The sequence below is a fragment of the Ruegeria sp. S84 genome (genome assembly GCF_056583445.1).
In genome coordinates this window covers 3,501,943-3,527,976 of sequence record NZ_CM152618.1, presented here as the reverse complement: position 1 = coordinate 3,527,976, position 26,034 = coordinate 3,501,943, and the positions used below count along the sequence as shown (strand labels likewise).

At 58.1% G+C, this 26,034-nt stretch carries 24 protein-coding genes, 1 other RNA gene and 1 riboswitch; of the genes, 17 read left to right on the top strand and 8 right to left on the bottom strand.

Translation table 11 applies throughout. The features are described 5' to 3' along the window. Window positions 1–97 precede the first annotated feature (97 nt). The 3 genes from AC1DFB_RS17660 (at window position 98) to rsgA (ending at window position 3,249) form a co-directional block, all read left to right on the top strand. Complete coding sequence (locus AC1DFB_RS17660; RefSeq protein WP_480921776.1) at window positions 98–1,924, top strand: bifunctional 2',3'-cyclic-nucleotide 2'-phosphodiesterase/3'-nucleotidase; 1,827 nt, start codon at window positions 98–100, stop codon at window positions 1,922–1,924. A 38-nt stretch (window positions 1,925–1,962) separates the two neighbouring features. Then, window positions 1,963–2,061: signal recognition particle sRNA small type (gene ffs / locus AC1DFB_RS17655), an RNA gene on the top strand. Between the two features lie 159 nt (window positions 2,062–2,220). After that, a complete protein-coding gene (gene rsgA, locus AC1DFB_RS17650) occupies window positions 2,221–3,249 on the top strand; it encodes a ribosome small subunit-dependent GTPase A (protein WP_480921775.1) in 1,029 nt (342 codons plus the stop codon). Window positions 3,250–3,285: 36 nt separating this feature from the next. Here rsgA and AC1DFB_RS17645 read toward each other — a convergent pair whose 3' ends face one another. Beyond that, on the bottom strand, window positions 3,286–4,143 hold the full coding sequence (locus AC1DFB_RS17645) for an alpha/beta hydrolase family protein (protein ID WP_480921774.1): 858 nt from the start codon (window positions 4,141–4,143) through the stop codon (window positions 3,286–3,288). A 121-nt stretch (window positions 4,144–4,264) separates the two neighbouring features. Continuing rightward, window positions 4,265–4,485, top strand: a riboswitch (cobalamin riboswitch). Window positions 4,486–4,576: 91 nt separating this feature from the next. Here AC1DFB_RS17645 and AC1DFB_RS17640 point away from each other — a divergent pair. After that, on the top strand, window positions 4,577–4,984 hold the full coding sequence (locus AC1DFB_RS17640; RefSeq protein ID WP_170406558.1) for a hypothetical protein: 408 nt from the start codon (window positions 4,577–4,579) through the stop codon (window positions 4,982–4,984). A 4-nt stretch (window positions 4,985–4,988) separates the two neighbouring features. Here AC1DFB_RS17640 and AC1DFB_RS17635 read toward each other — a convergent pair whose 3' ends face one another. After that, on the bottom strand, window positions 4,989–5,489 hold the full coding sequence (locus AC1DFB_RS17635; protein WP_170736294.1) for a phosphatase domain-containing protein: 501 nt from the start codon (window positions 5,487–5,489) through the stop codon (window positions 4,989–4,991). Window positions 5,490–5,661: 172 nt separating this feature from the next. On the opposite strand from AC1DFB_RS17635, the gene AC1DFB_RS17630 reads away from it, so the two are divergent. The 5 genes from AC1DFB_RS17630 to AC1DFB_RS17610 all read left to right on the top strand — a co-directional run bounded on the left by AC1DFB_RS17630 (window position 5,662) and on the right by AC1DFB_RS17610 (window position 9,828). Continuing rightward, window positions 5,662–7,422 carry a DNA polymerase III subunit gamma/tau gene (locus tag AC1DFB_RS17630; protein ID WP_480921773.1) on the top strand — a complete coding sequence of 587 codons (1,761 nt, stop codon included), beginning with the start codon at window positions 5,662–5,664 and terminating at the stop codon, window positions 7,420–7,422. 235 nt (window positions 7,423–7,657) lie between these two features. Then, window positions 7,658–8,002: a YbaB/EbfC family nucleoid-associated protein gene (locus AC1DFB_RS17625; RefSeq protein ID WP_170398693.1), complete on the top strand. Its 345-nt coding sequence runs from the start codon at window positions 7,658–7,660 to the stop codon at window positions 8,000–8,002. A gap of 64 nt (window positions 8,003–8,066) precedes the next feature. After that, a complete protein-coding gene (gene recR / locus AC1DFB_RS17620; protein ID WP_170609198.1) occupies window positions 8,067–8,660 on the top strand; it encodes a recombination mediator RecR in 594 nt (197 codons plus the stop codon). Between the two features lie 54 nt (window positions 8,661–8,714). Continuing rightward, entirely contained in the window at window positions 8,715–9,194 is a 480-nt protein-coding gene (locus AC1DFB_RS17615) for a hypothetical protein (protein ID WP_480921772.1), read from the top strand. 145 nt (window positions 9,195–9,339) lie between these two features. Then, a complete protein-coding gene (locus AC1DFB_RS17610) occupies window positions 9,340–9,828 on the top strand; it encodes a hypothetical protein (protein ID WP_480921771.1) in 489 nt (162 codons plus the stop codon). On the opposite strand, the gene AC1DFB_RS17605 is transcribed toward AC1DFB_RS17610, so the two are convergent. Then, window positions 9,825–10,454, bottom strand: a complete 630-nt coding sequence (locus AC1DFB_RS17605) for a ribonuclease T2 (protein WP_170732497.1) — start codon at window positions 10,452–10,454, stop codon at window positions 9,825–9,827. The two genes, AC1DFB_RS17610 and AC1DFB_RS17605, sit on opposite strands and share 4 nt — an antisense overlap. A 130-nt stretch (window positions 10,455–10,584) precedes the next feature. Between AC1DFB_RS17605 and AC1DFB_RS17600 the strand changes: the two genes are divergently transcribed. Next, window positions 10,585–11,346, top strand: coding sequence for a DUF1013 domain-containing protein (locus tag AC1DFB_RS17600; protein ID WP_170398707.1), 762 nt, complete (start codon window positions 10,585–10,587; stop codon window positions 11,344–11,346). A gap of 53 nt (window positions 11,347–11,399) precedes the next feature. Further along, on the top strand, window positions 11,400–11,789 hold the full coding sequence (locus tag AC1DFB_RS17595) for a hypothetical protein (protein ID WP_480921770.1): 390 nt from the start codon (window positions 11,400–11,402) through the stop codon (window positions 11,787–11,789). 42 nt (window positions 11,790–11,831) lie between these two features. On the opposite strand, the gene AC1DFB_RS17590 is transcribed toward AC1DFB_RS17595, so the two are convergent. Beyond that, window positions 11,832–12,863 carry a permease gene (locus AC1DFB_RS17590; protein ID WP_480921769.1) on the bottom strand — a complete coding sequence of 344 codons (1,032 nt, stop codon included), beginning with the start codon at window positions 12,861–12,863 and terminating at the stop codon, window positions 11,832–11,834. Then, on the bottom strand, window positions 12,856–13,164 hold the full coding sequence (locus AC1DFB_RS17585) for an ArsR/SmtB family transcription factor (RefSeq protein ID WP_170398716.1): 309 nt from the start codon (window positions 13,162–13,164) through the stop codon (window positions 12,856–12,858). The genes AC1DFB_RS17590 and AC1DFB_RS17585 overlap by 8 nt, the downstream gene beginning before the upstream one ends. A 146-nt stretch (window positions 13,165–13,310) precedes the next feature. On the opposite strand from AC1DFB_RS17585, the gene pdxR reads away from it, so the two are divergent. From pdxR to AC1DFB_RS17560, 5 genes are all read left to right on the top strand, one after another. After that, window positions 13,311–14,771, top strand: coding sequence for a MocR-like pyridoxine biosynthesis transcription factor PdxR (pdxR, locus tag AC1DFB_RS17580; RefSeq protein WP_170398719.1), 1,461 nt, complete (start codon window positions 13,311–13,313; stop codon window positions 14,769–14,771). A gap of 124 nt (window positions 14,772–14,895) precedes the next feature. After that, entirely contained in the window at window positions 14,896–16,671 is a 1,776-nt protein-coding gene (xsc, locus tag AC1DFB_RS17575) for a sulfoacetaldehyde acetyltransferase (protein ID WP_170514751.1), read from the top strand. A gap of 238 nt (window positions 16,672–16,909) precedes the next feature. Further along, entirely contained in the window at window positions 16,910–19,657 is a 2,748-nt protein-coding gene (locus AC1DFB_RS17570; protein WP_480922629.1) for a molybdopterin oxidoreductase family protein, read from the top strand. 91 nt (window positions 19,658–19,748) lie between these two features. Beyond that, window positions 19,749–20,498: a 4Fe-4S dicluster domain-containing protein gene (locus AC1DFB_RS17565; protein WP_170406588.1), complete on the top strand. Its 750-nt coding sequence runs from the start codon at window positions 19,749–19,751 to the stop codon at window positions 20,496–20,498. Then, window positions 20,498–21,385, top strand: a complete 888-nt coding sequence (locus tag AC1DFB_RS17560; protein ID WP_480921768.1) for a dimethyl sulfoxide reductase anchor subunit family protein — start codon at window positions 20,498–20,500, stop codon at window positions 21,383–21,385. Before AC1DFB_RS17565 ends, AC1DFB_RS17560 begins: the two co-directional genes overlap by 1 nt. A 133-nt stretch (window positions 21,386–21,518) precedes the next feature. Here AC1DFB_RS17560 and dapA read toward each other — a convergent pair whose 3' ends face one another. Then, window positions 21,519–22,391, bottom strand: coding sequence for a 4-hydroxy-tetrahydrodipicolinate synthase (gene dapA, locus AC1DFB_RS17555; protein ID WP_170398734.1), 873 nt, complete (start codon window positions 22,389–22,391; stop codon window positions 21,519–21,521). Window positions 22,392–22,514: 123 nt separating this feature from the next. Here dapA and AC1DFB_RS17550 point away from each other — a divergent pair, with 123 nt between their 5' ends. After that, the gene (locus AC1DFB_RS17550) at window positions 22,515–24,488 is read left to right on the top strand and encodes a transglycosylase SLT domain-containing protein (RefSeq protein WP_480921767.1); all 1,974 of its coding nucleotides are present in this window, start codon (window positions 22,515–22,517) and stop codon (window positions 24,486–24,488) included. On the opposite strand, the gene AC1DFB_RS17545 is transcribed toward AC1DFB_RS17550, so the two are convergent. Beyond that, window positions 24,453–25,331: a DMT family transporter gene (locus AC1DFB_RS17545; RefSeq protein ID WP_170596824.1), complete on the bottom strand. Its 879-nt coding sequence runs from the start codon at window positions 25,329–25,331 to the stop codon at window positions 24,453–24,455. The two genes, AC1DFB_RS17550 and AC1DFB_RS17545, sit on opposite strands and share 36 nt — an antisense overlap. Then, window positions 25,328–25,993 (bottom strand): tRNA (5-methylaminomethyl-2-thiouridine)(34)-methyltransferase MnmC2, encoded by a 666-nt coding sequence (gene mnmC2 / locus AC1DFB_RS17540; RefSeq protein WP_480921766.1) that lies wholly within the window; start codon window positions 25,991–25,993, stop codon window positions 25,328–25,330. The genes AC1DFB_RS17545 and mnmC2 overlap by 4 nt, the downstream gene beginning before the upstream one ends. Between the last annotated feature and the right edge of the window lie 41 nt (window positions 25,994–26,034).

Here is a 26,034-nt window from a genome sequence, read left to right as displayed (position 1 = left end):
ATGGTGAAAGCGTTGGCACACTGACAGCTAGAAGTTTAAAATATTGAAATCAAATCATTTAATGCGACAACGAAGAGATGCGGATGATAGCGCACGGATGCGAATCCTTGCTACATCCGATCTACACATGCACCTGACGTCATATGATTACTATTCGGATCGCCCCGAACCTGCGATTGGTTTGACCCGTACCGCCAGCCTGATTCACGAGGCGCGCAGACAGGCTGAACGCGATGACGCCCTTGTGCTGTTGTTTGACAATGGTGATAGCCTGCAGGGAACGCCATTTGGCAACTGGGCAGCTGAAAACGTGCCAGACGCCCATCCCCTGCCACGCGCGTTCAACACGTTGAACTATGACGCGATCGGATTGGGCAATCACGATTTCGGATTTGGGCTGGAACTCGTCAATCGCATCGCTCGCCAAACCGCCTGCCCAATGATTTGCAGCAATATGCAAACCACTCAGACCGAACAAGGTTGGGATGCACACACGATTCTGCATCGGGTTGTCAGACTAAATGGACAGGACACCGCAATCCGCATCGGGGTTCTTTCTGTTTTGCCCTCTCAAACCGCACAGTGGGAAGCACATCTGCTAACGGACCGGGTCGTGGTAACAGACATTCTGGCCGCTGCGCGGCGCGCTGCTGAATATCTCAGCGTGCAAGGTTGCGACCTGATTGTCGCCCTTGCGCATACCGGACTGGGATCGGCAATGGCCGAGCCGGATATGGAAAACGCGATCATCCCGCTGGCCGAGATGCCGCTGATTGATGCCGTCGTCGCAGGCCACACCCATCTGACACTGCCCGGAAAGGCGCATGATGGTTATCCATTCGTCGACAGTACGCGGGGGCTTGTGCATGGAACGCCGGTTGTCATGCAGGGTTGGGCCGGGTCTCATCTTGGGATCATTGATCTGACACTGCAAAAAGATACCACCGGCGATTGGCGCATTACAGGCAGCCATGTCGAAGCGCGGGCAATCGCTCAATCGGGCACAGAAATACCCGAATGCCAAAGGATCACAGAGCTGTTTGCGACCGGCCACGCTGCGACGCGCAAAAGGGTGACCAGGCCAGTGGGCACAATCCCACACACGCTGCACAGCTACTTCTCATATTGCTTACCGGATCGCGGTCTGGCCTTGGTTGCGGCGGCTCAGGCCGCTGCCCTACGCCCGCATTTGGTCGATACCGACTGGGCAGATTTGCCTATCATATCGTCAGCCGCCCCGGCAAAGTTCGGCGGGCGCGCAGGAAGCAAGTACTACACGGATATCCCCTCAGGCGAGATTTCAGTTCGACATATCGCCGATCTCAGTGTCTTTCCTAATGAATTGCGCGCGGTGCTGGCCTCAGGTTCTCAGATTCGGGACTGGCTTGAGATGTCAGCCGGGCTGTTCCATCAACTTGGATCAGACGCCCCGATCGATCTTGCCGATCCTCAGCGCACAGGCTTCAACTTCGATGTCCTGCATGGCGTCACCTACCAGATCGATCTTTCGCAACCGGCGCGGTTCGATACGCTCGGTCGAGTGATTGATCCGGCATTTTCCCGCATACGCAACCTGGAATTCGATGGGCAGCCGATTGCGCCTGACCAGAGTTTCCTTGTCGCCACCAATAACTACCGCGCCAATGGCGGTGGTCATTTTCCAATTGCGCGACAAGCCCGTATGATTGACCTGCCTCAGATCAGCATACAGGATATTCTATGCAAATACGTCGCGGGCACATTGCCCGCCGACCCACTCGCGCATGCACCGCGCCCCTTTTCTTTTGTACCAAACCAAAGGCAGGGCGCGATCCTGACAACGGGGCCGCGCGCGCTACACCATGTTGCAGAGCTTGCTGAGTATCATCCACGCATTCTGCCCGACGATGCGGATGGTTTCATGCGTATTCATCTGACCTTCTGACGGGTTGCCATTTTCAGGGGATGCACCTATATCGGCTTTGAGAGGTTGGCGCGGGCGAGCGCCTCGCCAACCTGGTCAGGTCCGGAAGGAAGCAGCCACAACGAGCCCCGCTTGGGTCGATGTCCAACCTCTCACTTAGAACCCATCAGCCGCAGGAGGGCGTTTATGATTGTAGCAAATTCCCTTCGGGCAGACCGGTTCTGATCCTTTCCGATCAACTGACTGCCTGAACACATCACCAGCGGATGCGCGATTGCCATCCGGCGGGATTGCTGTTTCTGATCACAGGCAGACCAATGTTACTTTCCTTATCGGACCTCGGATGGTCCTCTCATTTCGCGGCTCAGCATACGGCTGATCCGTCACTTCTACCGTATCGCATCTCGGCCGTACACCGGGATCGACTGATCGGGCTGAGCCCTGAAGGTGAATCGCCTTTGTTATCTCTGGATCAATCAACCGGCGCATATGCCGTTGGGGATTGGGTTCTGGCGGATGAAAACAAACGCATACGCCGCGTGCTGGACCGGCGCAGCCTGCTGCAGCGCCGGGCCGCAGGTACAGGGGCAGCGGCGCAGCTGATCGCTGCAAATGTTGATGTGCTGTTCATCGTCAGTTCCTGCAACGCCGATTTCAATCTGCCACGTTTGGAGCGGTATCTTGCGCTGGCGCATCAGGCAGGCTGCTATCCGGTGGTCGTTCTGACCAAGTCGGACATGTGCGATGATCCGAGCCTTTATGTAGATCAGGCCCAATCGCTCGCCCCGTTTCTGACGGTACTTGCGGTCAACGCGCTGGATCACGGCGGTCTCGAACAAGTTCTGTCGTGGTGTCCGAAAGGACAAACCAGCGCCTTGCTTGGATCATCCGGCGTTGGGAAAACGACGCTCGCCAACGGGATGACGGGGCAGGATCAGGCCACCGCAGGTATCCGTGAAGACGATGCGCGCGGCAGGCACACGACAACGGCACGCGCCTTGCATCGCATGCGCAACGGCGGTTGGCTGATCGATACGCCCGGCATGCGCGCGTTACGTCTGCTAGATGCGCAAGAGGGGTTGGATGAGGTGTTCTCGGACATCTCAGACCTCAGCCTGGATTGCCGCTTCTCGGATTGTCAGCACGAGTCTGAGCCCGGATGTGCGGTGCAGGCGGCAATCGACGCTGGTACGCTTGATCCCGCGCGGCTGGACCGCTGGCGCAAGCTGCGGCGCGAAGACCAACACAATTCCGCTTCGGTGGCGCAGGCCCGCGCCCGTGACAAGGCTTTCGGCAAGATGGTGCGCAGCGTGATGCACGAGAAAAAATCCCGTAAAGGGCTATAACGAAGCTGGGCACCGACCTACCGGTGCCCAGCGCTATCAGGCGATCAGCCTAGGCCAGACTGCCGCATTCCGTCTTGCGAATGCACCGATATGGCCGATCTTGGACACTCCGAATTCGCTTGGTGCAAGCAGATGGCGCCCGGCTTTGGGTCCATAGAGATCGGCAAGACGCCAGACAGCATCCGGCGGCACCATTTCATCATCTGCGAAGGTAAACAGATCGACACGTTTGCCCAAATCTTTCCAGCGGGCGGCGGGCAGTGTCGTGCTGATCTCTGGCACATAGCTTTTGGGGGCGGTGCACCATTTGCGCCATTGCCAATAGACTTGGGCAGGCAGGTCCGATCCAAACCCGACCAACCGCCCGGGCAGGTAGCCAAGCGCCTTGACCACCAGCGGCGCGTGACCATACCAGAACAACGCCGCCAAAGCGCGATAAGGCCAAGGGTGATCCGCCAGCGTTACCAGACCCGAACAGACACAGATCATCCTGTCAATCTGATCGATATCGGGTTGGATCGGGCCAAACATTCCGCCCAAGGAATGACCGATGCTCCATAGCTTGGCCTGCGGAAACCGTCGGCGCATCTCGGCCCGGGCGGCTGGAATGTCGATCAACGCCCAATCGGCCATGGTGACATTTGACCGCTTTTGCGAACCCACCAAAGAGTGACCAAAATCCCGGTAGTCATAGGTCAGGCAGGCCATGCCCTGTTCTTCGGCAAGCCATCGGGCGAAGTACTGATAGTAATCCCTCGGCACCCCAGTCGCACCGTTTATGACGACCACCTTTTCGGGGTCGGCAACCGGACGGTAAAGCCGCGCCGACAACATTGCCGGGTCGGACGGGATCTGAAAATCCTCGGTCACAACCGCCAGCTGCGTGACCAACATGGTGCCCTCCAATACCGACTGAACTGATCAGTTCACCCGAAGCGCCTCAAGTCAAGGTTGACGTGGCTGGACCGTACGTCACTTGCCTGACGCAATCTTCTTGACTCGGGCACGGCGCAGCCGCTAGCCATGGCGCGATGGTTCTCGCGCCCAATCGGGCCGGGATGAAAAGGGAACACGGTGCGGTTCTGCCCGGATAAATCCGGAAAGAACCTAGTCCGAGACTGCCCCCGCAACTGTAAGCGGAGAGCAATGCCGAGATACCACTGGCCTTGAAAGCTGGGAAGGTCGGCAAAGCGATGACCCGCAAGTCAGGAGACCTGCCATCGGATGTAGAACCGAAACTCGGGCGGGGTGTCCGGGACGGGTTTGATCGTGCTCCGCAACGACCAACCTGTGCCACGCCCTAGCCTTGCGCGCGGAGGGCGCATTGATGATCTGGAAGACCAAAACACACGAATTCACGGCGACCGTGTGCCAACGTACTGGCGCACCCTGCCCCGCATTGGCGCAGATGGCGCGGGCTCTGACGCAGGCCATGTCGTCTGCACAGCCGATCACAAAACCTGAGTTCGAAATTGAAGGCAGCATAGACCTGTCGCACTGCCCAGAGGGGTGTACCGCCCGCTTTCGCGCCCAATGTGATCAGATCCGCGTATTCTGCGGCGCCGATCCTGAAACTGCGATCGACCGGCTTGATGACTACGCTGACATGATGTTCGGGACCGAGTTCAGCAGCCTGCCCTCTGACCTGCTGAGGAACCATCCGTGCGCCATGCTTGAGGCTTCGCTTCTGGTACCACATACCGGTGGCGAAATCTCGCCACATGTTGGTGTCTAGGCCGTCAAACGGCTTGAACACGGGCCGGTTCAACGGCCCAAAGCATCTGGGCATTTGTCTCGACTGCGCAAGGACGCACCGTACGCAATCGCTTCAATGCCGCCTCAGGCCGTTCACCGCATTCAACCATCAGACGCAGAACCACCATCCCGGATCGGCCACAGCCACCACGGCAATGCACTAGCACACGGCCACCACCTGACAACGCCTGACGGGCAGTCGCGCCAACGCGGGGCCAGCGCTCCACAATCTCCTTGGGTGGCGTGCCAAAATCTTCGATCGGCAAATGCACCCATCTGCTGGCACGCCCCTGAATATCAGCGCCAAAATTCCGCGCACCATCCTGAATCATCTCAACCTCAGTCGTCATCGAGATCACAAGCCCGGGCTTCCAGTCTGCGATAAGATCAAGGTCTTCTGCATACGTTCCTCCACGCCCAGGCATCGAGGACAAGGCCAAGGTGCCTCCGCCGACCTGCAACGCATAAACCACCAGTTGCGACATAATCTCCCCCCAAACAAACTTCACCCAACAACATACTGGTCCAGTAAATAGAATAGAGTGGATTTTAGCCGCATACCCACGCATTCCAAAATGAAAATCGTCCCGGCTGGCTGTGGACGCGGGCGGCGGGGGCCTCTACGCTGCGGCGTAACGCGAATCCGACAGAGCAGACATGACCGAGACGCCCAGCCCCGCCTACCAGGTTCTTGCCCGCAAATACCGCCCCGAAACCTTTGCCGATCTGGTCGGTCAGGACGCCATGGTGCGCACTCTAAAAAACGCCTTCGAGGCGGACCGGATCGCGCAGGCCTTCATCATGACCGGCATCCGCGGTACCGGCAAGACGACGACCGCTCGGATCATAGCCAAGGGTATGAACTGCATCGGTCCCGATGGCAGCGGCGGCCCTACCACCGAACCCTGCGGTCAATGTGAACACTGCGTAGCCATCATGGAGGGCCGCCATGTCGATGTGATGGAGATGGACGCCGCCAGCCGCACCGGTGTCAATGACATCCGCGAGATCATCGACAGCGTACGCTATCGCGCTGCATCCGCGCGCTACAAGATCTATATCATCGACGAGGTTCACATGCTATCGACCAGCGCTTTCAACGCGCTGCTCAAGACGCTGGAAGAACCCCCCGAACACGTGAAGTTCATCTTTGCCACCACCGAGATTCGCAAGGTCCCGGTGACCGTCCTGTCCCGTTGCCAGCGCTTTGATCTGCGCCGGATCGAGCCGGAGGATATGATCGGACTGCTGCGCAAGATTGCAGATGCCGAAGGGGCACAGATTGCCGAGGATGCGTTGTCGCTGATCACCCGGGCCGCCGAGGGATCGGCGCGGGATGCGACCTCGCTGCTTGATCAGGCGATCTCGCACGGGGCCGGTGAAACCAGCGCGGATCAGGTGCGCGCGATGCTGGGGCTGGCCGATCGGGGCCGGGTGCTGGATCTGATGGATATGATCCTGCGCGGCGATGCTGCAGGCGCGTTGACCGAGCTGAGCGGGCAATATGCCGAAGGGGCTGATCCACTCGCCGTCTTACGCGATCTGGCTGAAATCACGCATTGGGTTTCGGTGGTCAAGATCACCCCGGATGCCGCCGAAGATCCCACCGTTTCCCCCGACGAACGCGCCCGAGGTCAACAAATGGCCGAGGCTCTGCCCATGCGAGTCCTTACACGCATGTGGCAAATGCTGCTGAAAGCGCTCGAGGAAGTTTCCGCCGCACCCAACGCAATGATGGCTGCGGAAATGGCCGTGATCCGCCTGACCCATGTGGCCGACTTGCCTAGCCCGGAGGAGCTGATCAAGCGTCTGCAAGATACGCCTCCGCCGCCCAATGGTGGCCCCGGCAAGGGAATCGGTGCGCCGGGACATGCTCCTGCCGCGCCACAGGCTGTGGCCCGATCGGTCTATGCCGCATCGGGAATCGGCGGCAACGCAGGCGGGCCAACAGCTGCGCTGGCCCAAGATGTGCAGGCAGCGCTGGCACGCTATCCAACATTTGAACATGTGGTCGAACTGATCCGAGCCAACCGGGACGTGAAGTTGTTGGTCGAGGTCGAAAACGGCGTGCGTCTGGTATCCTACCAACCGGGTAGGATCGAGTTTGCCCCAACCGACAACGCCCCGACCGACCTGTCACAACGATTGGGCGCGTCGCTGCAGCGTTGGACAGGCAACCGGTGGGCCGTTTCTATTGTCGCTGAGGGCAACGCACCGACCATTGCCGAGGTACGGGACGCTGCAGACTTGGCCCTGAAAGCCGAGGCTGAACAGCATCCTCTGGTGCAAGCAGTGCTGACTCATTTCCCGAAAGCGCGGATCAAGAGCATCGAAACCGCAGAACAACGCGCCGCTCAAGTCGAAACCGAAGCCCTGCCCGAGGTCGAAGACGAATGGGACCCGTTTGAAGAGGACTGACTTTCGAGCATAAGCGCACCTCAACCAAATGCTCCCGCACCCGCCACGGGCCATCGGCTGGCGCCGATACCCCTGAGCGGCTTTGGGCCCGGCAGCGCGCCTTGCGCGCTGCCGGGCCCAACGGGAGGAAAGGTCTTGCCAAAGACCTTGACGACGGGCGGGAGTATCCTGACCTCTTGTGCCGCACGGTTACGCTTCGTATCTAGGCCACAAATCGAGTGACAGGAGATTACCGATGCTAAAAGGTTTAGGCGGCCTGGGTGACATGGCCAAGATGATGAAATCCGCGCAGGATCTGCAGACCAAGATGACAGACATGCAGGAAGAGCTGAACACCATCATGGTTGTCGGCGAATCCGGTGCCGGGCTGGTCAAGGCCACCGCGACCGCCAAGGGCGAGTTGAAAGGTCTGGATATCGACCCGTCGATCTTTAACGGTGACGATAAGGAAGTGGTCGAAGACCTCATCCTCGCCGCGATCAAGGACGCCCAAACCAAGGCGCAGGAACGTTCACAGGCAGAAATGGCCAAGCTGACCGAAAGCATGGGCCTGCCCGCAGACATCAAGCTGCCGTTCTGATACACCCTCCTGACGGATCTATGGCCGGGGCGTGTTTCCCCGGCCCAATTGCGAGGGTCTCACGGTGAGTTCGAACAGCGACATCGACAATCTGATCGACCTTATGGCCAAGCTGCCCGGTCTCGGCCCCCGCTCGGCCCGCCGTGCAGTGCTGCACCTGATCCGCAAACGCGCCCTGCTGCTGACGCCGCTTTCTGACGCCATGCAGCAGGTGGCCGTCACCGCCCGTGAATGCCTGAACTGCGGCAACGTGGGCACCACCGATATCTGTGACATATGCAACGACGAAGCCCGCGCAACCGGGGAGCTGTGCGTGGTCGAGGACGTCGCCGACCTTTGGGCGATGGAGCGCGCCGGGGTCTTCAAGGGTCGCTATCATGTTCTGGGCGGGACTTTGTCTGCTCTGGACGGGGTCGGCCCGGATGAATTGCGTATCCCCCGGTTGAAGGACCGGGTTGTGGCGGAAGGTATCACCGAGATCATCCTCGCCCTGAACGCCACCGTCGATGGCCAGACCACCGCCCATTACATTGCTGATCAGTTGGAGGGGCAGGTTCGTCTGACATCCCTGGCGCAGGGTGTACCGATTGGGGGAGAGTTGGACTATCTGGATGATGGGACAATTACTGCGGCATTGCGGGCGCGGAAGGAAATTTAGTCTTTCCCGGGTAATGTGTTAAGAAAAGTTTGCCTTTTCTTGGTTTGGAGCATTATGAAACGCATATTCTGTTTTGCCATTGCAACATTGGTCATCACCATCCAGAGCGCGACCGGGATTGCTGCTGCCGACAACCCGGATAAGCTTACGCTTATGGTGTTGTCTGAATTGGATAGGGATAGCCTAGACGCATTTTACAGCGAAATTGCGCTTAGGAACCCTAAGTTTGACCCGAATAAGAGGCCGGAAGAAATAGAAGATGCAGACATAGTCGTGTTTTTATTGAAGGATTGGAAGAATCTAGATCTCTATATAGGAGGTGCGCTTCCCCCAATATTGAAGCAGATTCAAAGTGCTCCACCAAACATGACAAGAGCTTATGTGAAATCAAACAAACGCGATGGTTCTCCAGTCCATTTTGTCTTCTATTCCTATGGCAGCGAGAAAAACAAAGGCCTAGCCTGCTATGCTGAAAATGTTGCTACTCTATTAGATGAACACTCTGACGAGTTGACTCCCGATAGCTGCATTTGATCCAAAGAATGACCGCCAAAAATATATAGCTAGGCCTAAAGTGTCGACCCCGTAGTCATATGCAATAATTACCATTGATTTTCTTCGTCGCGGCAAAGGCTTTACTAAGACCATCTCATCAATTCAGACTTTGAGGATCAAGTCCATGCGCCACCTTCTCGCCCTCACCCTCGCCGCCTTCACCGCCACTGCAGCCCTGTCGCAGGAACTCATCGACAAAGGTTTTGTCGAAGGCTGGAACATCATGATGGACCCCAACCTCGGTAATGGATGCCTGATCCAGACGGTGTATCAGGACCTCTCGGTCGTGCGGCTGGGCTATGACGCGCTGGACGACCGCGGATACTTCACCGTCTACAACAAGGCTTGGGGCGACATTAAACCGGGGGAAAAATATCCGATCCGGTTCGAGCTGGACGGCAAGAGCTTTGATGCCACCGCCATCGGGTTCAAGCAGGATCGTGTGCCTGGCGCGACGGTGTTCTTTACGGACCGGAGTTTCGTCACTTCAATCGCGCAGAACAAGACCATGACGGTCTATAACCCGGAAGGTCAGACCGTCATGGCGATTAATCTGAAAGGCACCGCCAAAGCGCTCGACTATGCGCGCGACTGCCAGAACAAAAAGCTTTAACGAATCGGATCAAACACCGCGTCTTTGGCGGTGCAATCGCGGATCACGTCGCGGCCACAGGGCACCGGGTCAAGATCGCGGGACAGGCACAGGCGGACCTCTTCGATATAGCCTTGCTTGCAGGTGATGGTGATCATGTCGGGCTCAAGCGTCGGATTGGCCTTGAGAAAGGCCTCTTCCACCACCGAAGCGGGCAGTTTGACCGTGGCGTCCAGCTTGCGGAACACTTCGGGGCGCGCAACACCTGCATAAGCCTGCCGCGACAGGGCGAAATAGTCGGGTGCACTGAGGCCCGAACAGGTGCCGTGCTTTTTCCATTGATGCCAGGCCAACCCGGATGAGCCCTGAATATCCTCCATTTCCCGCGTCATGCGGCGTGTGGGTGGCGCTTCGGACGTGCGACAATACGAAGGCCAGCCCTGATGGAATTGCGGCCAGAGCCCATGCAATATCCACCCATGATCGTGTCGCGTGTCGCACTGATCCGAGCCGCGCGCATCGCCTTCGCGGGCGCACCAATTGGGCGACCAGCTGAGCGACAGGACGTAGTAGTCAAAATCGCCCGCCTTTTCGCCCTCGGCCATCGCAGCCATGGCACTCAGCACCCACAAAATCGCCCAGCGCATTCGCCTCTTCCCTTCTTTAGCTGTCGCGACTATATAGGCCCCAAGTTCCCCGACAACGGAAACCTGCCCCATAGCTTCGGGGCCGCCGAATTCCGGCGACGGGACAGATGTATTTATAGGAGACGGGCTGATGGCAAAACCGCTTATGGCCAAGGCAACCGCCGTATGGCTGGTGGACAACACCACGATCAGCTTCAAGCAGATCGCGGATTTCGTAGGCATGCACGAGCTGGAAGTGCAGGGTATTGCGGATGGTGATGTGGCTGCAGGTGTCAAAGGGTTTGACCCGATTGCCAACAACCAGCTGACTCAGGAAGAAATTGACACCGCGCAAAACAACCCGCTGCACAAACTGAAGCTGAAGTTCAATCCGGCGGCATCAGGCGAAGAGAAACGCCGTGGTCCGCGCTACACCCCGCTGTCCAAGCGTCAGGACCGTCCGAACTCGATCCTGTGGCTGGTCAAGTTCCACCCGGAACTCAGCGACGGCCAGATTGCCAAGCTGGTCGGCACCACCAAGCCGACCATCCAGTCGATCCGCGAGCGGACGCACTGGAACATCTCGAACATGCAGCCGATCGATCCGGTTGCCCTGGGACTGTGCAAACAGTCCGAACTGGATGCCATCGTGCAAAAGGCCGCGGCCAAGAAAGCAGCCGAAGGTGGCGTGATGAGCGATGATGAGCGTCGCAAACTGGTGTCGACCGAACAGTCGCTTGAGATGGATTCAGCGCCCAAGATCCCGACCGCGATCGAAGGTCTCGAGACATTCTCGTTGTCCGAGGACACCAACGAGAAGGAAGACGAAGAGCCCATCGTCGATGCGGATAGCTTCTTCAACCTACCCAAGGGTGGTGGTGATGAAGAAGACGAAGACGATCTGCGCCCCTGAGATGCGCATGGTCCCGGCCTCGAATAGCCGGGACCCGATTTTTGGGTGATTTGATGCTAAAGGTTCTATCCTTATTCTTCGACGCGCATCGTGCCGTTTCAATCTATGTGTTCCTGAAATCCTGGTGGTTGGCCATTACAGGTGCCGTCGTGATGATTGCAATAGTCGCTGGCTTGCTGTTGCTGAATGACGACGGCAATCACGAGCACGAGGCGTTTCTCACCGTCGCGGTTTTGTCGGCGACACCGATCAATGGCGATCTCAAGAACGGGGTCATTGCTTCGGTGCGCTTGCCGGATGGCACAGCAGCATCAATCACCTCGACCGAAGGGCCGATTGCTCAGACAGTTGGAACCCAAGCCTGTATCGAGAAACGGGTTTTCGTTGAAAGTGGAGAGCCAAGGTATCGGTTCAAACTGCCACGATATTGCGAAGCGAGCTAGAAAAGCAAAACCGCCCGATGGCTCAACCGGGCGGTTTTTTGTTCAGATCATCTGAAACAGGATGCCTGCTACGATAGCGCCGCTGATGCCCAATCCCAGATAGGTGGCAAAGACGCGCGGTTTCACCAGTGACCACACGGCCGCCATCGCAGGTATCGAACTGACGGCACCGGCCACCATGAATGACATCGCAGCACCCGCACTCATACCCTGCTCCATCAGACCCGCAAGAAGCGGTGGTGCGACGTAAGAGTTCAGATAGGCAGGCATTCCGACCAAGGCTGCGATGACGATTGGTACAACACCCTCACCACCAACAACCCGGGCGATCAGGTCTGCCGGAACATAGCTGACCAGCAGCGCCTCGAGCACGTAGGCGAACGCTAGCCATTTGAGCAAGAACAGACCGTTATGAACGAATTCGGCCCGAAAGCGCGTCCGACGGTCAGGGTCTTGCCAGAAATTCCAGACGGGTTTGTCATCTTGCTTTGGTCCGCAACCGCAGCAACCAGCGGGTTTGTATTCACGCAACGGCTGCGCAAAGGCACCTCCCCGCATCAGGGTGCGCACCGCAAACCCGCCGAACAAACCCAACGCGACAGCGGCAACCGCTTTACCAATAGCAAACGGCCAACCCAGCGCACCCGCAGTAATCAGCAACGTCGGGGGGTCGATCAACGGTGAACTGAGCCAGAATGCCATCACGGCCGACAATGGCGCACCCAGAGCCAGCAAGCCTGCGATGAATGGGATCACTTCGCAGGAACAAAATGGGGCCAACCCGCCAAACAACGCAGCCAGAAAGATCATCCGTGTCTCGCGACCCTCAAATGCACGGGCGACCATGACTTCGGCCCCGGTTGCCTTCAGGTATGATAGCAGCAGAACAGCAAACAGGATGTACTGGCCCGTATGCGCAAGCGCTTTGGCTGCAAAACTCACAACCTCGGTCCAGTTGCCCGGATCAAGAATGGCCACCAGTGCCAGTATGACCACGATCAGAGCCCAGGGCGTTTTGATCAGGTCGATCAGGTTTCTGGAAAGTGGCTTGGGGTTTTGGGTCAGTTCAGCCATCGTTTGCGGCCTTTCCGATTTCGTCTGCGCAGCATTCACTAAGGATGAACTGCGCCAGGTTTCTCAATTCGTCAAAGCACGCGCGGTTGATCGTGCTACGCCCGATCTTCTCTTGCTCAACTACTCCGCCAGCAGCCAGAAACCGCAGATGATGCGCCAGAGTCGAGGGCGCGATTCCTGTCCTCGTCTGAATTTCTCCAACGGTCAGGCCTGCTTCCCCAGCACGAACCAAGGTCTTAAGAACCTTCAATCGGGCTTCCGAGCCCATGGCAGAGAAACCTGCGGCAGCTTCTTCCCACATCCTTTATCTCCATTAAACTAGATTTCTGGTTATTTAGTTTAATTTGTATCCTGCGTCAACCACACGTGTGCGTAAAACTCCCAACATGGTTCGCAGGGCCATAAGTCCAGATTGCCACCGCCTTAGGTCCAACCTATAACGATGCAATGGGTATTTCGGTCGACACATTCTTTTTGGAACGCAATGGGCAAGGCACCTTACAGGCGCAGCTGCAACAGCTGATTGCCGAAGGCATTCTGTCAGGACGCTTCCACGTCGGGGAAAAGCTGCCCTCGTCCCGTAAACTTGCTGCCCATTTGGGTGTCAGCCGGATTACGGTCACGCTTGCCTATACTGAACTGCTGGCCAATGATTACCTGACCGCCAAAGGCCGGTCGGGATACTATGTTTCAGAAAATGCGCCAGTGCCGCCGACCTACACGCCAGTGCGGCGCGACACCGAAGTGGTTGACTGGGATCAGGCGTTTGCCCGCCGTTTCTCGGGCGGTGATGTGCTGACAAAACCCAGCAACTGGCGTGACTACCGCTATCCCTTCATTTATGGCCAAGTCGACAGAAAGCTGTTCGATCATGCAAACTGGCGTCTCTGCGCAGTTCGGGCGTTGGGACATAAGGACTTTGATTCTTTGACCGGAGACTATGTCGATCAGGATGACCCGCTGCTGCTTGAATTCATCGCCCGGCATACTCTTCCCCGCCGCGGAATTGTAGCCCGGCCCGAAGAAATCTTGATCACCCTGGGCGCTCAGAACGCCCTTTGGCTGGCGTCTCGCATATTGCTGAACCGGAACCGTAGGGCAGCGATCGAGGACCCCTGCTATTACGCCCTGCGCGATCTTCTGATTCACTCGGAATGCAAGCTGTCTTATCTGAAGGTCGACCGGGACGGGTTGCCCCCGGAAACGATCCCAGATGATACCGACGTCATATTCACCACCCCCAGCCACCAGAGCCCGACAACCGCGACCATGCCGGTGGACCGCCGACATGCACTGCTGCGTCGTGCCCGCGAATTGGATGCCATGATCGTCGAGGATGACTATGAATTCGAAATGTCATTTCTCGGGGCCCCGTCACCGGCGCTCAGGTCAATGGATCGCGATGGGCGGGTGATCTACGTGGGCAGCTTTTCCAAGTCGCTGTTTCCGGGGCTTCGATTGGGCTACATGGTCGGGTCCGAACCCTTTATCCGTGAAGCGCGCGCCCTGCGATCTCTGGTCTTGCGTCACCCTCCTGGCCACATGCAGCGAACTGCAGCCTACTTCCTATCGCTCGGCCACTATGATGCTCAGATCCGGCGCATGTCTAAAACGCTGCAACGCCGTCGCGAAGCGATTGAGGAGGCGATTGGACAATATGGTCTGACTGTTGCTGGGCGCGGGATGCTGGGCGGATCATCGATCTGGATGCAAGCGCCGCTGCATGTAGACACCAGCAAACTGGCCCGAGACCTGCAGCGCCAAAGCGTCCATATCGAACCGGGTGAGGCATTTTTTTCAAGCCAGAACAGGCCAAAGAACTTTTATCGGCTGGGCTACTCTTCAATCTCGTCGGATCGTATCGAACCGGGAATCCAACAGATTGCTGAAGCGATCCGGCGTTCTTAAGCACTCTGGACTTAAACCGCTACCGGTTTTGGCCCTAACGCCACAGACACCCGTACGCCAAAACCGATCAGAAAACTGGGTGCAAAACCCCCGTTCCATCCTTCTATGATCGGAGATTACGCAGATGAAGATGACCACCGAAGAAGCCTTTGTAAAAACCCTGCAGATGCATGGCATCGAACATGCGTTCGGTATCATCGGCTCGGCCATGATGCCGATCTCCGACATCTTTGGCAAAGCAGGCATCACTTTCTGGGATTGTGCCCACGAAGGGTCCGGCGGCATGATGGCCGACGGCTATACCCGCGCAACCGGCAAGATGTCGATGATGATCGCCCAGAACGGCCCCGGCATCACCAACTTTGTGACCGCCGTCAAAACTGCCTATTGGAACCACACTCCGCTGCTGCTGGTCACTCCGCAGGCCGCAAACAAGACCATGGGTCAAGGTGGTTTCCAGGAAATGGAGCAGATGCGCATGTTCGCAGACTGCGTTTGCTACCAGGAAGAGGTGCGCGACCCCAGCCGTATGGCAGAGGTTCTGAGCCGGGTGATCATGAACGCCAAGCGCGCCTCGGCACCTGCGCAGATCAACGTTCCGCGCGACTTCTTCACTCAGGTGATCGACATCGAGCTGCCTGCTGTTGTTGAGTTTGAACTGCCTTCGGGTGGTGCAACGGCCGTGTCCGAAGCTGCAGCTCTGCTGTCGAACGCAAAGAACCCCGTTATCCTGAACGGTGCAGGCACCGTTCTGTCGAAAGGCGGCATCGAAGCGTCGAAAGCACTGGCCGAGCGTCTGGACGCTCCGGTCTGCGTTGGCTACCAGCACAATGACGCTTTCCCCGGCTCGCACCCACTGTTCGCTGGCCCACTGGGCTACAACGGCTCAAAAGCCGGTATGCAGCTGATCAAGGAAGCAGACGTTGTTCTATGCCTCGGCACCCGCCTGAACCCCTTCTCGACCCTGCCGGGTTACGGAATGGAGTACTGGCCTGCAGATGCAAAGATCATTCAGGTCGACATCAACCCCGACCGCATCGGCCTGACCAAGAAGGTCTCGGTTGGTATCGTGGGCGATGCGGCGACCGTTGCCACCAGCATCCTGAACCAACTGTCCGACACAGCCGGTGACGAAGGCCGCGACGCGCGCAAGGCTAAGATCGCCGAAACCAAATCGCGTTGGGCGCAAGAGCTGACCTCGATGGACCACGAGCAGGACGATCCGGGCACCACGTGGAACGAACGCGCGCGCGCTGCCAAGCCGGACTGGCTGAGCCCGCGCAAAGCATGGCGCGCGATCCAGTCCGCGCTGCCGAAAGAGGCGATCATCTCGTCCGACATCGGCAACAACTGCGCCATCGGCAACGCCTATCCTTCGTTTGAAGAAGGCCGCAAGTATCTGGCCCCCGGCCTGTTCGGCCCCTGTGGCTATGGCCTGCCTTCGGTCATTGGCGCGAAGATCGGCTGCCCGGATGTACCAGTTGTCGGCTTCTCTGGCGACGGTGCCTTTGGCATTGCAGTCACTGAACTGACCGCCATCGGTCGCGAAGAATGGCCAGCCATCACTCAGGTTGTGTTCCGCAACTACCAGTGGGGTGCGGAAAAGCGCAACTCGACCCTGTGGTTCGATGACAACTTCGTCGGCACCGAGTTGGACACAAAAGTGTCCTATGCCGGCATCGCCAACGCCTGTGGCCTGAAAGGCGTCATCGCACGCACTCAGGATGAGCTGACTGCGGCGCTGAGCCAGGCGATCGAGGATCAAAAGAACGGCATCACCACCCTGATCGAAGCAATGATCAACCAGGAACTGGGTGAACCCTTCCGTCGCGACGCGATGAAGAAGCCGGTTGAGGTTGCAGGTATCGACGCAAGCGACATGCGTCTGCAGCAGGTTTGATTGCTGTCAAAAACATAAGTCGGACCGGGTTCAACCGGTCCCCTTAAAAAAAGCAGAGGAAGGGGGTGCCTGCACTCTCTTCCTCTATATGGTTGAGCCCGGTGTGCTTACGCTCCAGTGTGTTCAACACGTACAGGTACCAAGGCGATCCGCCACAGGGAGAGACAGCGTGAATCAACAACCGAACCTCAACCTATCCCCACCCGTGTCAGACGAGATCCGCCGGACTACATGCTACATGTGTGCCTGCCGCTGCGGTATCAACGTGCACATGAAGGATGGGAAGGTCGCCTATATCGAAGGCAATCGGGATCATCCGGTAAACAAGGGCGTTCTCTGCGCCAAAGGCAGCGCGGGGATTATGCAGGTGAACGCCCCGTCGCGCCTACGCGCACCGCTCAAACGCGTCGGCCCGCGTGGGTCTGGCGAGTTCGAAGAGATCAGTTGGGACGAGGCGCTCGAGATCGCTGTCGGTTGGCTAAAACCGATCCGCGAAGACAACCCTGAGAAACTGGCCTTTTTCACCGGCCGTGATCAGAGCCAGAGCTTCACCAGTTTCTGGGCACAGAATTTCGGCACCTGTAACTATGCGGCCCATGGCGGGTTCTGTTCGGTCAACATGGCAGCCGGTGGCATCTACACGATGGGCGGTGCATTCTGGGAGTTCGGTCAGCCCGACTGGGATCACACCAAGCTGTTCATGCTGTTCGGCGTTGCAGAAGACCACGACAGCAACCCGATTAAAATGGGCATCGGCAAGATCAAGGCGCGCGGTGCCCGGGTGATTGGGGTAAATCCGATCCGCTCGGGCTATAACGCCGTGGCAGATGATTGGGTCGGCATCACCCCCGGTACCGATGGCCTGTTCATCTTGTCGATGATCCATGTGCTGATGAAGGCAGGCAAAATCGATCTGGATTACCTAAGTCGCTACACCAACGCGCCGGTCCTGATCAACGCATCCGACGGTCCGGAAAAGGGTCTGTTCCTGAAAGACGATGACGGCAAGCCATTGGTCATCGACCGCAATACCGGCAAGCTGACTGCTTTCGACACCCCCGGCGTCCGCCCTGACCTATCAGCGACCTACGAAAAGGACGGTGTCACCCACCGCCCCGTCTTCCACCACATGGCAGAACGGTATCTGGCGGATGAATACGCCCCCGAGGCAATCGCAGAAAAATGCGGCGTACCAGCGACCCGCATTCGCGCGATTGCTGGCGAGCTCGCCCGTGTGGCCTTTGATGAAGCGTTCGAACTGGACCATGAATGGACCGATTTCCGGGGCGAGAAACACTCGAAGATGATTGGTCGCCCCGTCGCGATGCACTCGATGCGCGGCGTTTCGGCCCACGCGAACGGTTTCCAGACCTGCCGCGCCCTGCATGTGTTGCAGATCCTGCTTGGAACGGTCGAAGTCCCCGGCGGCTTCCGCTTCAAGCCGCCCTACCCCAAGCCAGTTGAGGCGCATCCGACTCCGCATTGTAAGGTGACTCCGAATACACCTCTGGACGGGCCGCATCTGGGGTTTGTTCGCGGCCCCGAGCATCTGGCGCTTAAAGAAGACGGCAGCCCGGCGCGGATCGACAAAGCGTTTACATGGGAAAACCCGATGTCCAGCCACGGGCTGATGCATATGGTGATCTCGAACGCACATGCGGGCGATCCCTACAAGATCGACACGTTGTTCATGTACATGGCGAACATGTCCTGGAACTCGACCATGAACACCAAGGGTGTCATGGAGATGCTGACGGACAAGGATGAGAACGGCGACTACGTGATCCCGCATATCATCTATTCCGATGCTTATTCCTCGGAAATGGTGGCCTATGCCGACCTTATCCTGCCCGACACAACTTATCTGGAGCGACACGACTGTATCTCGCTGCTGGACCGCCCGATCTGCGAGGCCGAGGCAGCGGCAGACGCGATCCGTTGGCCGGTGATTGAACCCGACCGCGACGTACGCGGCTTCCAGTCGGTGCTGATTGATCTGGCCAATCGCATGGATCTGCCCGGCTTTACCAACGATGATGGCAGCGCCAAGTGGACGGATTACGCCGACTATATCGTCAACCACGAACGTAAGCCGGGCATTGGACCGCTTGCCGGTTTCCGGGGCGAAAACGGCGACAAGGAAGGTCGTGGCGAGGTTAACCCCAACCAATTGAACCAATACATCGAGAATGGTGGCTTCTATGTCGCGCATATTCCCGAAGGTGCGGATTACTACAAACCTTGGAACACTGCCTATCAAGACTGGGCTGTGGGCATGGGTATCTATGACAGCCCACAGCCCTATCTATTCCAGCTCTATTCCGAGCCGATGCGTAAATTCCAACTGGCCGCCGAAGGCTACGGGGAACGCCAGCCCCCAGATCACCTGCGCGCGCAGATCCAAGATACAATGGACCCCCTGCCCATTTGGTACGAAACCGATCAGACCAGCAATGAAGGTTTCACCGTCAACGCTCTGACCCAGCGGCCAATGGCGATGTATCATAGTTGGGGCACACAAAACGCCTGGTTGCGTCAGCTGCATGGGCGCAACCCGCTATACGTCCCGACCAAGCTGATGCGTGAACACGGGCTGCAAGACGGCGATTGGGCCAAAGTCAGCTCTCCACATGGCGAGATCACGGTACCCGTCATGGAGATGGCTGCGCTGAACAACAATACCGTGTGGACTTGGAATGCCATCGGAAAGCGCAAAGGGGCCTGGGCCTTGCAGAAAGACGCCCCCGAGGCCACCAAGGGTTTCCTGCTCAACCACCTGATCCACGAGCTGCTGCCCCCCAAAGGTGACGGCCTGCGCTGGGCAAACTCTGATCCGATCACCGGTCAGGCCGCCTGGTTCGATCTGAAGGTAAAAATCGAAAAGGCCGCCGCTCCAAGCGATGCTGAAAGCCAGCCAGAATTCGCTCCAATCAAATCGCCGGTCGGGCAGGGGCCAAAGGATTTGGCCTGGAAGGTGGGCAAATGACCCGATCCGTTCTTCATCTGGCTATAAATATCTCGGGGTCTGGGGCAGAGCCCCAGCCCGCCCTGACCACAATCGCAGAGGCAAGGCAGTCATGACCCAGCTCCCCCAATCAACCGAACGCAAGATGGGTCTGGTCATTGATCTGGACACCTGCGTTGGCTGCCATGCCTGCGTCATTTCATGCAAAGGCTGGAACACCGAAAACTACGGCGCGCCACTGTCGGATCAGGATGCTTATGGTGCTGACCCTTCAGGCACCTTCCTGAACCGGGTGCACTCTTACGAGGTGCAACCCGCCGAAGGGCATGCCCAATTGATCCACTTCCCAAAATCCTGCCTGCATTGTGAAGACGCACCCTGCGTGACCGTCTGCCCCACCGGTGCCAGCTACAAGCGGGTCGAGGACGGAATCGTTCTGGTCAACGAAAATGACTGCATCGGCTGCGGCCTGTGCGCGTGGTCCTGCCCCTATGGCGCACGCGAACTGGATCAGGCCGAAGGCGTTATGAAGAAATGCACGCTTTGCGTCGATCGGATTTACAACGAGAACCTACCCGAGGTGGATCGTGTGCCCTCTTGTGTGCGCACCTGCCCGGCAGGTGCCCGACACTTTGGCGATCTCGGCGACCCTGACAGCGATGTCAGCAGGTTGGTCGCCGAGCGTGGCGGCATGGATCTGATGCCTGAACAGGGCACCAAGCCCGTCAACAAGTACCTGCCGCCCCGACCCAAGGACAAAATTGAGGAGCAGATTGACATCCTAGCCCCTCTGCTGGCCCCGGTCGCCGAAGAGCCCAAGGGTTTCCTCGGCTGGCTCGACAAGACCCTGGAGAAGCTCTGATGCACCCGGCACCTTCCGTTATCATCTTTACCACCCTGTCCGGCCTCGGATTTGGACTCTTGTTCTTCCTGGGGCTCGGCATACCTGACGTCTCGGGCTGGGTCGCGTTTGTGTTTTTCGCAATTGCCTATGGCTTGTCCGTCGGAGGTTTGCTCGCGTCGACCTTCCACCTCGGCCACCCCGAGCGCGCCTGGAAAGCCTTCACCCAGTGGCGCTCAAGCTGGCTCAGCCGCGAGGGCTGGTGCGCGGTCATCGCGCTGCTCGTCATGGGGCTTTATGCTATTGGTGCGGTCTTTCTAGGCCAACGCTGGGGTGTGCTGGGCTGGATCGGGGCGGCATTCTCGCTGGCCACGGTCTTCACCACATCGATGATCTACACGCAGCTCAAGACCATCCCTCGCTGGAACATGAACCTGACACCGGCCATGTTCTTGTCGTTCAGCATTGCAGGCGGTGCTTTGTTGGCCGGAGCGGAAGCGCTTGCCCCTTGGTTGCTGGCTATTGCCGGCGCTGTACAGCTTGCCTATTGGGCCAAGGGCGACGATGCGTTGTCCCGATCGGGAACCACGCTCGCAACCGCGACAGGGCTTGGTGAGCGAGGCGCTGTCCGCGCATTTGAACCACCTCATACAGGTACAAACTATCTGCTGCGTGAGTTTGTGCATGTTGTCGGTCGGAAGCATGCGCAGAAACTACGGATGATATCTTTTGGTCTGGCTTTTGTGCTGCCTTTACTGCTGCTTCTGATCCCCTTTGGCAGCGTTCTGATCAAGCATGTCTTTGCGCTGGTGGCGGTGCTGTCGCATCTCACCGGCGTCGCTGTTTCACGCTGGTTGTTCTTCGCGCAAGCAGAGCATGTGGTTGGGTTGTACTACGGCAAGCGTTGATGGGGGCTCTGCCCCCGTCGCGGCAAGCCGCGCCTCCCCCGAGGTATTTCTAGCCAGATGAAGTTTGGATCCCGAATTAAGAAAGGGCGGCGCTCGATCTTCGAGGCCGCCCTTACGAGTCCGTATATTGATTTCAGATTAATCCAGCATGCGCCATTGCTGCTTCGATCGCAGCTTTGGTGCTGTCTTCCAGCTCGGTCAAAGGCGAGCGCACTTCGGTGCTGCACAGGCCAAGTTTGCTGAGCGCGTATTTTGCGCCAACCAGACCGGGCTCGATGAAGATCGCTTCGTGCAGGGGCATCAGGCGGTCCTGATACTCCAGCGCCATTTTGTAGTCGCCATTCAGCGTTGCCTGCTGGAATTCAGCACAGAGCTTCGGAGCCACGTTTGCGGTGACCGAGATGCAGCCCACTCCGCCATGAGCATTGAAGCCCAGTGCAGTCGCGTCTTCCCCGGACAGCTGGCAGAAATCCGCACCACAGCTTGCACGCTGCTGGCTGACGCGCGCCAGATCTCCGGTCGCGTCCTTGACTCCGATGATGCGCGGCAGTTTCGCCAGCTCACCCATCGTTGCAGGAGTCATGTCGATGACCGAACGACCCGGGATATTGTAGATGATGATCGGGATATCGGCACTGTCATGCAGAGTTTGGAAATGCGCCAGCAGCCCCTTCTGGGTCGGCTTGTTGTAATAGGGGGTTACGACCAGCGCCGCATCCGCACCGATTTTTTGCGCAAACTGAACAAACCGAATTGCCTCGACAGTATTGTTGGAGCCCGCGCCTGCGATGACAGGCACGCGACCTGCTGCAGCCTTCACCACTTCGGCGATAACCGTTTCATGTTCTTCATGGCTGAGGGTCGGGCTTTCGCCGGTCGTACCAACCGGAACCAGACCGGTCGAACCTTGCTGTATTTGCCATTCCACCAGGTGTTTGAGCGTTTCCAGGTCCAACGCGCCGTTGCTGAACGGGGTGACCAGGGCTGGCATTGAGCCTTTAAACATGGAACGCTCCTTAGGTGTTTTTTGCGCACCGGTCTGTCACGATTAAGGGTTTGTGAGTTGATCCCGGCGGCGCAAGGTTTATCCTGCATGGCTGTATCCTTGGTTTGTTGGGGAATGCAAGGGATGAGACGTATTCTGTCGCTTGGAATAGCGATGATTCTGGCGCTGATGCTACAGCTGCATGCCACTCGGGCGGATGCGACGCAGGATTTGCGCGCGGGGCTCTATGAGATGCGCAAGGGCGATTGGAATGCCGCGCTGCGCGTTGCAGGCCAGCGTGGATCGGTGGCGCGTGACATTATTGTCTGGCATTGGCTACGCGAAGGTTTTGGCAGCTCGGGCGATGTGCTGGTGTTTCTTGAGCGGCGCCCGGATTGGCCCGGTTTGGCCTGGCTGCGCCGTAAAAGCGAGCCATCATTCACCGGGGCCGATCCGAATCGAGTTCTGAAATTCTACGAAGGGATGCCTCCGCAAACAGCAGAAGGTGCTTTGAATTATGCCGTGGCTTTGAAAAGCCAAGGCCGCAATGGTGAAGCAGAAGCCGACGTCGTAACCGCTTGGCGGACCATGCCGATGGGGTCGGGCCTGCAAAAGGATTATCTTGAGAACTTCGGGAAACTTCTGAGACCACATCACGAGGCCAGGTTGGATCGGATGTTGTGGGATGGGCATCTGGTCAGCGCCGGGCGGATGCTGCCCCTGGTCAACTCTGATCAGCGCAAACTGGCCGAGGCGCGCATTGCCCTGCAAAAGCGCGAAAACGGAGTGGACGGCAAAGTCGCCGCAGTGCCGGAATCACTGGCCAAAGACCCTGGCCTGGCATTTGATCGTTTCGTGTGGCGGGATCGCAAAGAACTGGACGACAGCGCCATTGATCTGATGTTGGCACGCTCGACCGGACCGAAATCGCTGGGTGAACCCGACAAATGGGCGGAAGGGCGACGCAGACTGGCACGTCTTGAGATGCGCACGGGAGATGCCGAACGCGCCTATGCGATTGCCGCCAATCACCACATGACCCCCGAAATGGGCTATGGCTATGCTGATTTGGAGTGGCTCTCGGGATTTCTGGCGCTGCGCAAGCTGAATGATCCGGCCACGGCGGTGCGGCATTTCCAGAATTTCTCGGAGGCGGTGCAATCGCCGATTTCGAAGGGTCGCGGTGGATATTGGCTGGGCCGCGCCTATGCGGCGCAGGGGGATGCTGACAAGGCGCACGAGGCTTATGCCGAAGGCGCGAACTATCAGACCTCGTTCTACGGGTTGCTGGCGGCGGAACAAATCGGCCGTCCGTTTGACAGCGAATTGGCCAACCCACGCCGCGCGCCGCATTGGAAACAAGCCGCATTCGCTGACTCAAGCGTGTTGGAGGCTGGATTGCTGTTGCAGCGCGCAGGAGAGGGAAACCTTTCAGAACGGTTTCTGACCCATTTGGTGGAAGGTCTCGATCAAACCCAGGCCGCTCAACTGGGTGACCTGGTGATCGAACTGAACGAACCGCATCTGGCCGTCATGATCGCCAAGCGCGCGGCAACAACCGGTGTTGTTTTGCCTGCCGCTTATTACCCAGTGCACCCGGTCGCAGATATGGGACTTCCCATGGCGAAGGAAATGACGCTGGCAATTGCCCGACGCGAAAGTGAGTTCGATCCGGTAGTCATCAGTGGCGCAGGCGCGCGCGGTTTGATGCAGGTCATGCCCGCTACCGCCAAACTTGTGGCTCAGGATTTGGGTATTCTGGGTGGCCATAAAACCGCGCGCCTAACCTCGGACTGGCAATATAACGCAAAGCTGGGGGCGAATTATCTTGCAACGCTTGCAGAGGACTTCAACGGCAATGTCGTGATGATGGCCGCTGGATATAACGCGGGGCCAAGACGGCCGATTTCGTGGATGGAACGCTATGGCGACCCGCGCCGGGGCCAGGTGGACGTGATCGACTGGATCGAGACCATTCCTTTCAAGGAGACGCGCAACTATGTCATGCGTGTCGCCGAAAGCCTGCCGGTCTATCGCGCTCGGCTTGGGCAGCCAGCTTTACCAGTGCCATTCTCAAAGGAACTAACCGGTTCGACCCTTTCGTCGTTCGCGCCATAAGGTGAACAGGCCCGCCGCGATCACCAAAGCTGCGCCCAGAACAACCTCGGGGCGCAGGGTCTCGTGGAAGATCGTGATGCCCAGAATTGCGCTCCACATCAGATGGAAATAGGCAAAGGGTTGCACGGCGCTGGCCTCGGCCATTTCGTAGCACTTAATCAATAGCCAGTGTCCCAGAGCGCCCGCGATGCAAAGCAACCCCATCCAAAACCAATCGCTGCTGGCCATGGGTTCCCAAAACCAGACACCAACAGCAGTCATTGCGACTGCACCAGCCACCCCAGTCCAGAAAAAACTGGTCGCAGTACTGTCACGCCGAGCCGCATACCGTGTCAGCAGGCCATAAATCGCGAACATAAACGCCGAGATCAGCGGGATTACAGCCCAAGGGTTGAACACACCGGCACCGGGCTGCAGGATGATCAACACCCCGATGCAGCCGACCCCGATGGCGGCCCAGCGACGCCAGCCGACTTTCTCACCCAGAACCGGACCGCTGAGGGCAGCGATCAGCAGCGGATAGCTGATGAAAACGGCCTGGCTTTCAATCAAGCCCAGAATGGTAAAGCTGAAAACGGCGACACAAATTTCTGCGGCCAGTAACACACCCCGGAATATCTGGAGTCCCAACTGGCTGGTTTGCGCCGCCGCCCGCAAACCTCCGCTAGATCTCGCAGCCAGAGCAATCACGAATGCGGCAAAGAACCAGTACCGGATCATCACCACCATATACGTATTGTAGGTACCGGCCAGATGGCGCGAAATCCCATCCTGCAAAGCAAACACGATCGTCGCGCTGACCATAAGCGCTATACCGGCGTTGACGTTGTTCTTCTGGCTCATTGCTTCACCGCCCGGGTCATGTGCCGTTTACGGCCAAAGCCGGGGCTGCGGGTAACATCAAAACCTGCGTCGGATAGGCCCCGACGCACGAAACCCGCGGCAGTATAGGTTGCCGCTGTACCGCCTTGAATCGTGTGCTCCGCCACCTGCTGCATCAGTTCAGCCTCCCACAGCTCGGGGTTTTTTGCGGGTGAGAAGCCATCCAGAAACCACGCATCTGCCTCACCTGCCCATGTGGGCAAGGTCTGGCGCGCGTCTCCGACGTTGACCTCAAGATGCAACGTGTCCAGCACGCATTTCTGCCCATTCCATGTTTTCAGAAAGCGATCGGCCCACGGTGTCATCTCGGGGAAGGCGGCTAAAGCACGCGCCATATCGTCAGGCGCCATCGGAAAGGCCTCGAAGCTGGTGAACCGTAAAGGTGTAGTCTGCCCTGCTGCTTCCCAGGCCGACCACGCGGTCAACAGATTCAGGCCGGTGCCAAAGCCTAGTTCAGCGATGTGAAACCCCGGTACAAAGCGCGTTGGCAGATCGTTGCCTGCCAGAAACACATGACGCGTTTCCTCTAACCCGTTCTGCAACGAGTAATAGGGGTCATCGAACCGATTCGAGACCGGGATCTGGTCTTCCGTCCAAGTAAGTTCGGCACGCTGGTCTGCCATCGGGGAATCCTGTAGCTAAGCGGCGCGACACTGAACAACGA